Consider the following 12,204-nt stretch of genomic DNA (forward strand, 5'->3'; position numbering starts at 1 on the left):
GCTCGCTGAACCATCACGCACCCTGCACGCGGGACGCTTGTTGCCGCGTGTCATCATCCCCCCCTGGCCGGCGCCTGCGGCGCTGGCCCCACCATGCTCATCCGCTGGAGATGCTTCGATGAAAATCCGTTTCGCCCTGACGCTCATGGCCGTGCTGCCGATCCTCGTGGCGTGCAAGGCCCAGGATGGCACCGCCAACACCGCCGCGCCGACCGAACCGGCCGCCGCCAGCAGCGCCCCGGCCACCGAAGCCGCCCCGGCCGCCACCGGCGCGCCCGCCGCCTCGGAAACGGCCGCAGCTGAAACCGCCGCCGCCAATGCCACCACGCCCGCGCCGGCGCCGGCCTCGTCGCGCCCGACCGGCCCGGAGCCGGTGCTCGGTACCGACTACCTGGTGATCGAGAACGGCCAGCCGTTCCAGCCGGCCACCGGCAAGATCGAAGTGGCTGAAGTGTTCGGCTTCGTGTGCCCGGCCTGCGCCGCGTTCCAGCCGCTGATCGGGCCGTGGAAGGCGGGCCTGCCCAGCGACGTCAACTTCGTCTACGTGCCGGCCATGTTCGGCGGTACCTGGGACGACTACGCCCGCGCCTTCTACGCCGCGCAGAGCATGGGCCTGGAAGAAAAGACCCATGACGCGCTGTACGCCGCCATCCACGCCGAGCAGAGCCTGAAGGGCGAGCGCGGCCGTGATTCGGTGGAGGACATCGCCAAGTTCTACGCCAAGCACGGCGCCGACCCGAAGCAGTTCGCCAGCACCATGGGCAGCTTCGCCGTCAATGCCAAGACCAACGCCGCCAAGCAGTTCGCCCAGCGCAGCCAGATCACCGGCACGCCGTCGGTGATCGTCAACGGCAAGTACCTGGTCAAGGGCAAGAGCTTCCCGGACATGCTGCGCATCGCCGATCACCTGATCGCCCGCGAACGCGCCGCCAAGGGCGGTTGATCCACTCGAGCCTGCAACCGTCGTGAACTCCCCCCACACGCGGACCCTGCGCCTGCTGACGGCCAACATCCAGGCCGGCAGCAGCACCCGCCGCTACAGTGACTATGTGACCCGCAGCTGGTCGCATGCACTGCCGGCGGGGCGCAAGCGCACCAGCCTGGACGCCATCGCCCAGCTGGCCCGCGGTCATGACATCGTCGGCCTGCAGGAGGCCGACCCCGGCAGCCTGCGCTCGGGTTTCACCAACCAGACCCACTATCTGGCCGAGCGCGCCGGTTTCAATTACTGGAGCCACCAGCCCAACCGCCGCATGGGCGGGGTGGCCTCCAGCGCCAATGGCCTGCTCAGCCGGATCGAGCCCGTTGAAGTACAGGACCACGCCCTGCCCGGCCGGATCGGCGGGCGCGGCGTGCTGCTGGCCAAGTTCGGCGATGGCAGCGAAGGGCTGGCGGTCGCGGTGGCGCACCTGTCGCTGGGCACCAACTCGCGGATGTCGCAGCTGGCCTTCATCGCCGACCTGCTCTCCGAGCATCCCAACGCGGTGCTGATGGGCGATTTCAACTGCCTGGCCGAACGCCCGGAAATGCAGGTGCTGTACCAGAAGACCACCCTGCAGCCGCCCGGCTGTGCGGTGCCGACCTTCCCCAGCTGGCGCCCGGACCGGGCGATTGATCACATCCTGCTCAGCACCGGCCTGCAGCAACGCAGCGCCGAGGCGGTACCGGCGGCGTTCTCGGACCACCTGGCGCTGGCCATGGCCATCGACGTCCCCAACTCCGCGCTGCGCTGACGCCGTACCGCGCCGGGTACACCCAGCGCCATCGATGCCGAAACCGACACCCCGCCGCCCAGACGCGGCGGGCATTCCCGGTTGTGCACACGCAGCATCCACGGCCGCTATGCGATAACGCTCGCCTTCTGCCTCTGTGGCAACCCGAGCATCCCCCACCCCATGAGTACCGTGGAGCCGCATCCGCCCGAGGTGCGCACACTGCGTCCCGTGTTCCTGCTCGCCGCGACCCTGGTCACGGCGTTCGCCCTGCTGGTGGCGCTGTTTCCGATCCAGTCCGGCGTGCTGCTGCTGGATGCCCAGACCTGGGCCTCGCGCAATGTCGGCTGGTATTACCTGCTGGCGATGACGGTGTACCTGGTATTCGTGGTCGGCGTGGCGCTGTCCGGCTATGGCCACGTCAAGCTGGGCGCGGACCACGACGAACCGGAATTCAGCTATCTGTCCTGGGCCGGCATGCTGTTCGCGGCGGGGATCAGCATCACCCTGTTCTTCTTCTGCGTCTCCGAGCCCCTCACCCATTACCTGATGCCGCCGCAGGGCGGCGTCGGTGGCGGCGAAGCCAGCGCGCGCCAGGCCATGCAGCTGCTGTTCCTGCACTGGGGCCTGCACGGCTGGGGCGTGTTCGCACTGGCGGCGATGGCACTGGCCTACTTCGCCTACCGGCACAACCTGCCGCTGGCACTGCGCTCGGCGCTGTACCCGCTGATCGGCAAGCGCATCAACGGCCCGATCGGCTACACGGTGGATGCACTGGGCATCGTGGCCACGGTGTTCGGGCTGGGCGCGGACATGGGCTTCGGCGTGCTGCACCTCAATGCCGGCCTCAACACCTTGTTGCCGGTGCCACACGCGCCCTGGGTGCAGGTGGTGCTGATCGTGCTGATGATGGGCGCGGCGATCACCGTGGCGGTGTCCGGCGTGGAAAAGGGCGTGCGCTGGATGTCGGACATCAACATGCTGCTGGCCATCGCGCTGCTGCTGTTCATGCTGTTCGCCGGCCCTACCCAGTACCTGCTCAGCACGCTGATGCAGAACCTGGGTGACTACCTGGGCAACGTGGTCGGCAAGAGTTTCGATGTGTATGCCTACGGCGGGCGACCGGACTGGCTGGGCAACTGGACGGTGTTCTACTGGGCCTGGTGGATTGGCTGGGCACCGTTCGTGGGGCTGTTCATCGCACGCATCTCACGCGGCCGCACCATCCGCGAATTCGTGTTCGGGGTGCTGCTGATCCCGCTCGGTTTCACCCTGGCGTGGCTGTCGATCTTCGGCAACAGCGCACTCGACCAGATCCTGCACCACGACCAGGTACAGCTGGCGCAGATGGCGGTGGACAACCCACCCACCGTGCTCTACGCGCTGCTGGACAACTACCCGTGGAGCCGCGCGGTGATCACCGTCACCGTGATCGTCAGTTTCATCTTCTTCGTCACCTCGGCCGATTCGGGCACCGTGGTGCTGTCCACGCTGTCCTCGCACGGTGGCGCGCCCGAGGACGATGGCCCGCGCTGGCTGCGGGTGTTCTGGGGCGTGATGACCGCGGTGGTCACCGCCGGGTTGCTGCTGGCCGGCAGCATGGATGCGCTCAAATCGGCGGTGGTGCTGGCCTCGCTGCCGTTCTCGGTGGTGCTGCTGCTGATGGTGTGGGGACTGACCCGCGCGCTCGGCGAGGAATCGCAGCGCAAGAAGGCCTCGCAGTACTCGCCCATTCCCGTCATCGGACAGTCGCGGCACCAGCGCGGCTGGCGCCAGCGCATCACCCAGGCCGTGCACTTCCCGGTGCGCGATGAGGTGTACCGCTTCATGGATACCGACGTGAAGCCGGCCATCGAAGCCGTTGCCGCGCAGTTGCGCGAGCAGGGTCTGGACGTGCAGACGAAGTTCGAACCCGGCCAGATGGAACTGGTGGTGGACCATGGCGAACAACAGGTGTTCACCTACCAGGTGATCATGCGCGGTTACCTCACGCCCTCCTTCGCCGCGCAGCGCTTCCGCAACCAGCGCTACTACCGCGCCGAAGTGCACCTGTATGAAGGCGGCCAGGATTACGAGCTGGTTGGCTACAGCCGCCAGCAGATCATCAACGACATCATCGACCAGTACGAGCGTCACCTGCAGTTCCTGCATCTCACCCGCTGACATCGTGCTGTCACCCGCTGCAAAGGAGTCATCGACATGCCCACCCTTCCCGACCAACAGCTCTACATCGGCGGCCGCTACGTCGCCGCGCAGGGCGGAACCGCCTTCGCGGTCACCAATCCGGCCACCGGCGAGGTGCTGGCCAACGTGCACAGCGCCAACAGCGACGACCTCGATGCCGCGGTGGAAAGCGCACAGGCCGGGCAGAAGGTGTGGGCCGCGCTGACCACGGTGGAGCGCTCGCGCATCCTGCTGCGCGCGGTGGCCCTGCTGCGCGAGCGCAACGATGCACTGGCGGAACTGGAGAGCCGCAACACCGGCAAGCCGCTCAGCGAAACGCGCAGCGTGGACATCGTCACCGGCGCCGACGTGCTGGAGTACTACGCCGGGGTGATGCACGGGCTGGAGGGCAGCCAGGTGCCGCTGCGCGAGAGCAGCTTCTTCTACACGCGGGCCGAACCGCTCGGCGTGGTCGGGGCCATCGGCGCCTGGAATTACCCGATCCAGATCGCGCTGTGGAAGGCCGCCCCGGCGCTGGCCGCGGGCAACGCGATGATCTTCAAGCCCAGCGAAGTGACCCCGTTGACCGCGCTCAAGCTGGCCGAGATCTTCACCGAGGCCGGGCTGCCCGATGGCGTGTTCAACGTGCTGCCCGGCGACGGTGCCGGCGTGGGCCAGGCGCTGACCGAGCACCCGGGCATCGAGAAGATCTCCTTCACCGGCGGTACCAGTACCGGCCGCAAGGTGATGGCCAGTGCGTCCAGCTCCACCTTGAAGGACGTGACCATGGAACTGGGCGGCAAGTCGCCGTTGATCGTCTGCGCCGACGCCAATCTGGACCTGGCTGCCGACGTGGCGATGATGGCCAACTTTTACAGTTCCGGGCAGGTCTGCACCAATGGCACCCGCGTGTTCGTGCCGCATGCGCTGCTGGCCGATTTCGAACAGGCACTGCTGCAGCGGGTGGCGCGCATCCGCATCGGCGATCCGCTGGACCCGGCCACCACCTTCGGCCCGCTGGTCAGTGCCGCGCATATGCGCCGCGTGCTTGACCACATCGCCAGCGGCAAGGCCGAAGGCGCGCGACTGGTGTGCGGCGGCGAGCGCCTGCTCGAAGGCGCACTCGGCAAGGGCTGCTACGTGGCCCCGACCATCTTCAGCGACTGCCGCGATGACATGCGCATCGTCCGCGAGGAGATCTTCGGGCCGGTAATGAGCCTGCTGGCCTACGACGATGAAGACGAGGCCGTGCGCCGCGCCAACGCCACCGACTATGGCCTGGCGGCCGGCGTGGTGACGCCGGACATCACCCGCGCGCACCGCCTGATCCATCAGCTCGAAGCCGGCATCTGCTGGGTCAACTGCTGGGGTGAATCACCGGCACAGATGCCGGTGGGCGGCTACAAGCAGTCCGGGGTGGGCCGCGAGAACGGCCTGGCCACGCTGCGCGCCTACACCCGCACCAAGTCCATCCAGATTGAACTGGACCGCTACGCGTCGGTGTTCTGAACCGGCCTCACAGGAGCACCCCACGATGAAGCGCGAATACGACTACATCATCATCGGCGCCGGTTCGGCCGGCAACACGCTGGCCGCACGCCTCACCGAAGACGAAGGCGTCAGCGTACTGCTGCTCGAAGCCGGTGGCCCGGACTACCGGCTCGATTTCCGCACCCAGATGCCCGCCGCATTGGCCTACCCGCTGCAGGGCCGCCGCTACAACTGGGCCTATGAAACCGAGCCGGAGCCGCACATGGACAACCGGCGCATGGAGTGCGGCCGCGGCAAGGGTCTGGGCGGTTCTTCGCTGATCAACGGCATGTGCTACATCCGCGGCAATGCGCTGGACTTCGACCAATGGGCAACGTTCGACGGCCTGGAAGACTGGAGCTACCTCGACGTCCTGCCCTACTTCCGCAAAGCCGAAACCCGCGACATCGGCGCCAACGACTATCACGGCGACGACGGTCCGGTCAGCGTGGCCACCCCGAAGAACGGCAACAACGTGCTCTTCCACGCGATGGTGGAGGCCGGCGTGCAGGCCGGCTACCCGCGCACCGACGACCTCAACGGCTACCAGCAGGAAGGCTTCGGCCCGATGGACCGCACCGTGACCCCGCGCGGGCGCCGCTCCAGCACCGCGCGCGGCTATCTGGACATGGCCAAGGACCGCGCCGGGCTGGAGATCGTGGTGCACGCCACCACCGACCGCATCCTGTTTGCCGGCAAGCGCGCGGTGGGCGTGCGCTACCTCACCGGCAGCAGTGCCGAGCCGATCGATGCCAGCGCGCGCCGCGAAGTACTGCTGTGTGCCGGTGCCATCGCCTCGCCGCAGATCCTGCAGCGCTCCGGCGTGGGTGCACCGTCGCTGCTGGCTGCGCTCGGCGTACCGCTGGTGCATGACCTGCCTGGGGTCGGCGAGAACCTGCAGGACCACCTGGAGGTGTACATGCAGTACGCCTGCACCAAACCGGTGTCGCTGTACCCGGCCCTGCAGTGGTGGAACCAGCCGGGCATCGGTGCGGAGTGGCTGTTCAATGGCACCGGCATCGGCGCCAGCAACCAGTTCGAGGCCGGTGGCTTCATCCGCACCCGCGACGAATTCGAATGGCCGAACATCCAGTACCACTTCCTGCCGGTGGCGATCAATTACAACGGCACCAACGCGGTCAAGGAGCACGGTTTCCAGGCACATGTCGGTTCGATGCGCACGCCCAGCCGCGGCCGCGTGCATGCGCGTTCGCTGGACCCGCGCGAGCATCCCTCGATCCTGTTCAACTACCAGTCCACCGACCAGGACTGGCAGGAGTTCCGCGACGCGATCCGGATCACCCGCGAGATCATCGCCCAGCCCGCGCTGGACGAGTACCGTGGCCGCGAGATCAGCCCGAGTGCGGACTGCAAAACCGATGCGGAGCTGGATGCGTTCGTGCGCGCCCGGGCGGAGACGGCGTACCACCCGTCCTGCTCCTGTGCGATGGGCACCGATGCGATGAGCGTGGTGGACGGCCAGGGCCGCGTGCACGGCATGCAAGGCCTGCGCGTGGTGGATGCCTCGATCATGCCGCGCATCATCACCGGCAATCTCAACGCCACCACGATCATGATTGCCGAGAAGGTCGCCGACCGCATCCGCGGCCGTGCGGCGCTGCCACGCAGCACGGCGGACTATTACGTGGCCGGGGACGCGCCGGTAAGGCGCTGACGTCGCCGCGAAAACGGCAGGCGCCCATCGTTGGTGGGCGCGCGCGTCCCGGTAGTGCCGGCCGCTGGCGGCTCCTCATGACCCAACGGTACGGGAAGCCGGCCAGCGGCCGGCACTACCGGGTCACACGTATCAGGCGGGCGTGCCGGGTACCATCGGCGCCACCCGCCGTGCGGTGATCGTGCTGCCCACCGAGGCCAGCACCGTGCACCCGATGGCCGCCCACTGCAGCGTTGTCAGGTGCTCGGACAACAACCCCATCGCCAGCAGCGCGGCCACCGCCGGCTCCATGCTGATCAGGATGCCGAAGGTCTCCTTGGGCAGGCGTTTGAGCGCCATCATCTCCAGCGACATCGGAATCGCGCTGGAGACGATGGCCACGCCCAGCCCGAACAGCAGGATGTACGGGTCCAGCAACGCCATCCCGGCGTGAGCCACGCCGACCGGCACCACCACCAACGCCGCCACGCACAGCCCCAGCGATACCGTATGCCCGGCCGGCAGGTGGCCGGCACGCTTGCCGAAGATGATGTACATCGCCCAGCACGCCGCCGCGCCCAGCGCGAACATCACCCCGACCGGATCCAGCGGTTCCCCATGGCCCAGCGGCAACAGCAGCAGCAGGCCGACTAGCGCGCAGCCGACCCAGAGGAAATCGACCGGCCGACGCGAGGACCACATCGCCACCGCCAGCGGCCCGCAGAACTCGATCGCCACCGCGATGCCGAACGGAATCGTGCGCAGCGCCATGTAGAACATCAGGTTCATCGCGCCCAGCGTCACCCCGTAGCGGATGATCGCCCCGGCATCGGCACGCGAGGTGGTCCAGCGCCACGGGCGGAACACCGCCAGCAGCACCAGCGCCGAGAAGCCCACGCGCAACGCACTGGTGCCCTGCGCTCCGATCAACGGGAACAGCTGCTTGGCAAAGGAGGTGCCCACGGACAGGGCGGTGACCGAGCCGAGCACGGCCAGGACGGGAATCAGATGGGCATAGCGGGCGTTCGACATCGCGCCAGCATATTGCGCGAAGGCCGAAGCAGATGCTCAATTGCAGGGGCCTTCCTGCACGTTTCGCTCACCATGACCAACGTCCCCCTGCCCGACACCTTCGACCGCGCCATCCTGGCCATCCTGCAACGCGACAACACCACCCCGCAGCGCGAGATCGCCGAGGCCGTGCACCTGTCGGCGCCGGCCGTGCAGCGGCGCATCAAACGCCTGCAGGAAGCCGGCATCATCCGCGCCAACGTGGCGGTGCTGGACCAGGCCCGGCTGGGCCGCCCGCTGACCATCATGGTCGAGGTACGGGTCAGCAGCGAGCAGCCACACCGGGTGGCGCCGTTCCGCCGCCGCGTGCAGGACGACCCCGCCGTGCAGCAGTGCTACGCGATCACCGGCGATGCCGATTTCCTGCTGATCCTCACCGCGGCCTCGATGGAGGAGTACGAGGCGATCAGCGAGCGCCTGTTCGGTGGCGACGACAACATCGAGCGCTTCCGCACCGCAGTGGCGTTGAGTACGTTGAAACGCGGGCTGGACGTGCCGTTGCTGCCCTGAGCAGGCGCGCCCGGGCAGACCACCCGGTCAGCCTTTTACCGCAGCTTCGATCGCGGCGATATCGATCTTGCGCATCGTCATCATCGCGTCGAACGCGCGCTTGGCCACGCCGGGATCCTTGCTGGTCACCGCCGCACTCAGCACGCGCGGGGTGATCTGCCAGGACAGCCCCCATTTGTCGCGGCACCAGCCACAGGCGCTTTCCTCACCGCCGTTGTCGACGATGGCCTGCCACAGGCGATCGGTTTCGGCCTGATCGTCGGTGGCGATCTGGAACGAGAACGCTTCGCTGTGCTTGAACGCCGGGCCGCCATTGAGCCCGATGCACGGGATGCCGGCGACGGTGAAGTCCACGGTCAGCACGTCGCCCTGCTTGCCGGAGGGAAAGTCGCCCGGCGCATGGTGGACAGCGATGACCCGGCTGTCCGGGAAGGTATTGGCGTAGAAGGTTGCCGCCTCCAGGGCGGTGCCGTCGTACCACAGGCACAGGGTGTTCTTGGCAAGCATCGCGGTTCTCCAGTGGGCGCAGGCGATGCGCGCACAGTAGCGGCGGCGACGTTAAGTGGATGCCGATGACGGCGCGGCCGCGTAGGCCACCCAGCCCTTGAAGGTGAAGCCGGCGTAGAACAGCTCGACATTGCTGAATCCGGCTGCGTGCAGCAGCGCTACGTCCTGCTCGGGCGACAGCAAGGGCAGGCGTGCGCCGATGGCGGCGATGGCGCGCTCGGCATCGGCGTGCGCCACACCCGAAGATGCGGCGAAGGCCGCGTACCGGCGCAGCCAGCGCTGCTGGTCGCCGTTGGCCAAGGGGAAGCTGTGGTGGGCCACCACCAGCGGCGCGCCCGGTTTGAGCCGCTGGTGCAGCGCACGCAGGGTCTGCAGGCGCTGTTCGGCGTTGAGGAAATGCAGGGTGAGCAGGCAACTGGCGCCATCGAAGGCCTGCTGCGGGGCGTCGTCGATATAGCCTTCCAGCAGCTGCACCTGTGCTACCAGCGGGCCCAGCGTCTGCGTGGCCAGCCGCAGCATTTCCGCCGAGGGATCCACCCCCAGCAGCTGCCAGCCCGGATGCGCCGCGGCGAAGGCCTTCAGCTCCAGCCCGCCGCCGGCCCCGAGCACCAGCACCTGGCCGGTATCCGGCACGTGCTCGGCCAACAACAGCTCAGCCATCCGCTGCAGGCCGTCGAAGCCGGGGACCTGGCGGACCGGGCCTTCGGCATAGCGGGCAACGGCCTGCGGATCGGAGAACGACATGGGGCACCCGGCAACGACAGAGGGACCCATAATGTAACATCACAAGTTACATTAAGCCCGAGCGACCTCGATCGCTGCGCCCCACCAGCGCGCCGCCGCCTGCGCCACGGCGTCCGGATCGACCGCGCCCTCGCCGGCCCAGGCCACCACGCCGTCGGGGCGCACCAGCAGCGCGCTCAGCCCCAGCCCGTCCTTGGCGGTGCTGGCCAGATAGTCGAAACGGCCCGCCCACCGCGTGGCCACGTCGCGCAGCGGCGCCGCCGCATCCAGGTCCAGCAGCAGGCCACGGCCGCTGTGCAGGTGCGTGGCCAACCGGCTGCCATCGGCCAGCACCAGGTCCGGCGCGCTGCGCCCGAGCAGCGGGTGGCCCTCGCCCAGGTCCACGCGCAGCATCACGCCCCAGACGCGTTCGGCAAAGTAGGTGGCGCCATCGCCGGTGTCGATGAGGTCGCGCAGGATCGCTTCCAGCGCGCGCGACGCCGGGCTGGGCCGCATCAACGCCACCTGCGCACGCGACCAGTCCAGCACCTGCGCGCCGATCGGATGGCGTTCGCGGCTGTAGGTATCCAGCAACCCCGGCGGTGCATCGCCGCGCAGCGTCGCGGCCAGCTTCCAGCCCAGGTTCATCGCATCGCCGAGACCGAGGCTGAGCCCCTGCCCGCCCAGCGGCGAGTGCACGTGCGCGGCATCGCCAGCCAGCAGCACTCGCCCGTTGCGGTAAGTCGTCGCCTGGCGGGCACGGTCGGTCCAGGTGGCGGCCTGGTGCAGGGCCGTCACCTCGAGCGCAACACCGGTAACCCGGCGCAGTACGGCCTGCACGTGTTCCTGCGTGATCGGGTGCTGGCGATGGCAGGCACCGGCGTCGAACTCCACCATCGCGATCGTGCCGGGCGCGGTGTAGGTGTACATGCCCGTCGGCGTGTAGTGGCGGCCCGGGGGAAGCACTGCGGGGTCGGCCAGCGTCACCTGCACCGAGTAACCGGTGAACTCCGGATCGGTGCCTTCAAAGGCGAATCCACCCAGCTTGCGCACCGCGCTGCGGCCACCGTCGCAACCCACCAGCCAGCGCGCCTGATAGGTCTGGCCACCGGCCTCGATGCGCACACCGTCCTCGCCGGGGTCGATGGCGGCCACGGCGGCGCCGCGGCGGATCTGCACCCCCAGTGCGAGGGCGCGTGTGGTCAACGCCGCCTCCAGCGACGCCATATCGACCACCCGGCTGGGGCCGGCTGCATCGGGCAGGCGGTACGGCCAGCGCCCGCTGTCGATGCGGTCCTGAAAGAAGGCGATGCCGGCGAAGTGGCCGCCCGGCTGCCGCGGCTGGTCCATCCAATGGGCGGCGGCGGCGTTGCCGACCGGGCCGGGCCGGGTCAACGCCAGCGGCGGAATCTGCTCCATCAGGCCGCGCCGCTGCAGCGCCTCGGTGCTGGGCGCGGTCAACCCGCGCATGCCGAACGGCAGCACCTTCAGCGGCGAGTACGGGTCTTCGGCCTGCTCCAGCACCTGCACCGAGACGCCTGCCAGGCGCAGCTCGCAGGCCAGCAGCAGTCCCACCGGGCCGGCACCGGCAATCACAACGTCATGGGTCACGGGAAGTCCTCACGCACGGCCCCACCGACGGGATGCCGGTTGCGGCTGGCGCAGATATTACACTCGGTGTAATATTATTTGCATGAACATTGCCCCACTCCCCGCGCCCGGGCCCCGGGACCAGAAGAAGGCGGCTACCCGCCTGGCCATTTCCAATGTGGCCACCGCGCTGTTCGTTGAACATGGCTTCGAGGCGGTATCGGTGGATGAGGTCGCGCGCGCCGCCGGCGTCTCGCGCAAGACGGTGTTCAATTATTTCGCACGCAAGGAAGACCTGGTCTTCGATCGTGAAGAGGAAGGCCGGGCGATGATCCGCGCGGCGATCATCGGCCGCGGTGCGCAGCCACCGGTGCAGGCGTTCCAGGCCTTGATGCACACGCTGGTGATCCAACAGCACCCGCTGTTCCGCATCAACGAACGGCCGCTGCGGTTCTGGCGCACCGTAGCCGACAGCCCCGCGCTCACCGCCCGGGCGCGCGAACTGCAGGTGACCCTCGCCGAAGAGCTGGCCGAACTGTTCGCCGAAGCGGTTGGCCAGCCCGCCACCGATGCCGACGCCCGGCTGGCCGCCACCTTGTTGATGGGTACGCTGGTGGTGGCCTACCGCGACGCGCTGCAGGCATTCGGCACACCGCGCGACCCGGCAGCGGCCCTGCTGCAGGTGATGGAACGGGGGTTCCGTGGCGTCGCTGCCGCCCTGGCCGGCAGCGTCTACGCATGAGC

At 68.5% G+C, this 12,204-nt stretch carries 11 protein-coding genes; 7 read left to right on the forward strand and 4 right to left on the reverse strand.

The annotated features are described in order from the left end of the window. The first annotated feature begins 118 nt into the window (after nucleotides 1–118). From AC3IPM_RS16240 to betA, 5 genes are all read left to right on the forward strand, one after another. On the forward strand, nucleotides 119–943 hold the full coding sequence (locus tag AC3IPM_RS16240; RefSeq protein WP_489301182.1) for a thiol:disulfide interchange protein DsbA/DsbL: 825 nt from the start codon (nucleotides 119–121) through the stop codon (nucleotides 941–943). A gap of 52 nt (nucleotides 944–995) precedes the next feature. After that, nucleotides 996–1,733, forward strand: coding sequence for an endonuclease/exonuclease/phosphatase family protein (locus tag AC3IPM_RS16245; protein WP_489304185.1), 738 nt, complete (start codon nucleotides 996–998; stop codon nucleotides 1,731–1,733). 162 nt (nucleotides 1,734–1,895) lie between these two features. Further along, a complete protein-coding gene (gene betT, locus AC3IPM_RS16250; RefSeq protein WP_489301184.1) occupies nucleotides 1,896–3,875 on the forward strand; it encodes a choline BCCT transporter BetT in 1,980 nt (659 codons plus the stop codon). 36 nt (nucleotides 3,876–3,911) lie between these two features. Then, nucleotides 3,912–5,384 carry a betaine-aldehyde dehydrogenase gene (gene betB, locus AC3IPM_RS16255; protein ID WP_489301186.1) on the forward strand — a complete coding sequence of 491 codons (1,473 nt, stop codon included), beginning with the start codon at nucleotides 3,912–3,914 and terminating at the stop codon, nucleotides 5,382–5,384. A 25-nt stretch (nucleotides 5,385–5,409) separates the two neighbouring features. Next, nucleotides 5,410–7,080 carry a choline dehydrogenase gene (betA, locus tag AC3IPM_RS16260; RefSeq protein WP_489301188.1) on the forward strand — a complete coding sequence of 557 codons (1,671 nt, stop codon included), beginning with the start codon at nucleotides 5,410–5,412 and terminating at the stop codon, nucleotides 7,078–7,080. A gap of 132 nt (nucleotides 7,081–7,212) precedes the next feature. Here the strand turns inward: betA and AC3IPM_RS16265 are convergent, their stop codons facing one another. Further along, nucleotides 7,213–8,091, reverse strand: a complete 879-nt coding sequence (locus AC3IPM_RS16265) for an EamA family transporter (RefSeq protein ID WP_489301190.1) — start codon at nucleotides 8,089–8,091, stop codon at nucleotides 7,213–7,215. 72 nt (nucleotides 8,092–8,163) lie between these two features. Here AC3IPM_RS16265 and AC3IPM_RS16270 point away from each other — a divergent pair, with 72 nt between their 5' ends. Beyond that, nucleotides 8,164–8,640: an Lrp/AsnC family transcriptional regulator gene (locus AC3IPM_RS16270; RefSeq protein ID WP_489301192.1), complete on the forward strand. Its 477-nt coding sequence runs from the start codon at nucleotides 8,164–8,166 to the stop codon at nucleotides 8,638–8,640. 27 nt (nucleotides 8,641–8,667) lie between these two features. Here AC3IPM_RS16270 and AC3IPM_RS16275 read toward each other — a convergent pair whose 3' ends face one another. The 3 genes from AC3IPM_RS16275 to AC3IPM_RS16285 are packed head-to-tail and all read right to left on the reverse strand — an operon-like array spanning nucleotide 8,668 to nucleotide 11,481. After that, nucleotides 8,668–9,147 carry a VOC family protein gene (locus AC3IPM_RS16275; RefSeq protein WP_489301194.1) on the reverse strand — a complete coding sequence of 160 codons (480 nt, stop codon included), beginning with the start codon at nucleotides 9,145–9,147 and terminating at the stop codon, nucleotides 8,668–8,670. A 51-nt stretch (nucleotides 9,148–9,198) separates the two neighbouring features. Then, on the reverse strand, nucleotides 9,199–9,891 hold the full coding sequence (locus AC3IPM_RS16280; RefSeq protein WP_489301196.1) for a class I SAM-dependent methyltransferase: 693 nt from the start codon (nucleotides 9,889–9,891) through the stop codon (nucleotides 9,199–9,201). Between the two features lie 51 nt (nucleotides 9,892–9,942). Then, entirely contained in the window at nucleotides 9,943–11,481 is a 1,539-nt protein-coding gene (locus AC3IPM_RS16285; protein WP_489301198.1) for an FAD-dependent monooxygenase, read from the reverse strand. An 82-nt stretch (nucleotides 11,482–11,563) separates the two neighbouring features. Between AC3IPM_RS16285 and AC3IPM_RS16290 the strand changes: the two genes are divergently transcribed. Beyond that, on the forward strand, nucleotides 11,564–12,202 hold the full coding sequence (locus AC3IPM_RS16290) for a TetR/AcrR family transcriptional regulator (RefSeq protein WP_489301200.1): 639 nt from the start codon (nucleotides 11,564–11,566) through the stop codon (nucleotides 12,200–12,202). Nucleotides 12,203–12,204: the final 2 nt, after the last annotated feature.

Source organism: Stenotrophomonas sp. GL_111, assembly GCF_057835245.1.

What these genes read in the sequence shown, in the direction of transcription:
- AC3IPM_RS16240 (WP_489301182.1), top strand. Translation starts at nt 119, where the DNA reads ATGAAAATCCGTTTCGCCCTGACGCTCATGGCCGTGCTGCCGATCCTC.
- betT (WP_489301184.1), top strand. Translation starts at nt 1,896, where the DNA reads ATGAGTACCGTGGAGCCGCATCCGCCCGAGGTGCGCACACTGCGTCCC.
- betB (WP_489301186.1), top strand. Translation starts at nt 3,912, where the DNA reads ATGCCCACCCTTCCCGACCAACAGCTCTACATCGGCGGCCGCTACGTC.
- betA (WP_489301188.1), top strand. Translation starts at nt 5,410, where the DNA reads ATGAAGCGCGAATACGACTACATCATCATCGGCGCCGGTTCGGCCGGC.
- AC3IPM_RS16265 (WP_489301190.1), bottom strand. Translation starts at nt 8,091, where the DNA reads ATGTCGAACGCCCGCTATGCCCATCTGATTCCCGTCCTGGCCGTGCTC.
- AC3IPM_RS16270 (WP_489301192.1), top strand. Translation starts at nt 8,164, where the DNA reads ATGACCAACGTCCCCCTGCCCGACACCTTCGACCGCGCCATCCTGGCC.
- AC3IPM_RS16275 (WP_489301194.1), bottom strand. Translation starts at nt 9,147, where the DNA reads ATGCTTGCCAAGAACACCCTGTGCCTGTGGTACGACGGCACCGCCCTG.
- AC3IPM_RS16280 (WP_489301196.1), bottom strand. Translation starts at nt 9,891, where the DNA reads ATGTCGTTCTCCGATCCGCAGGCCGTTGCCCGCTATGCCGAAGGCCCG.
- AC3IPM_RS16290 (WP_489301200.1), top strand. Translation starts at nt 11,564, where the DNA reads ATGAACATTGCCCCACTCCCCGCGCCCGGGCCCCGGGACCAGAAGAAG.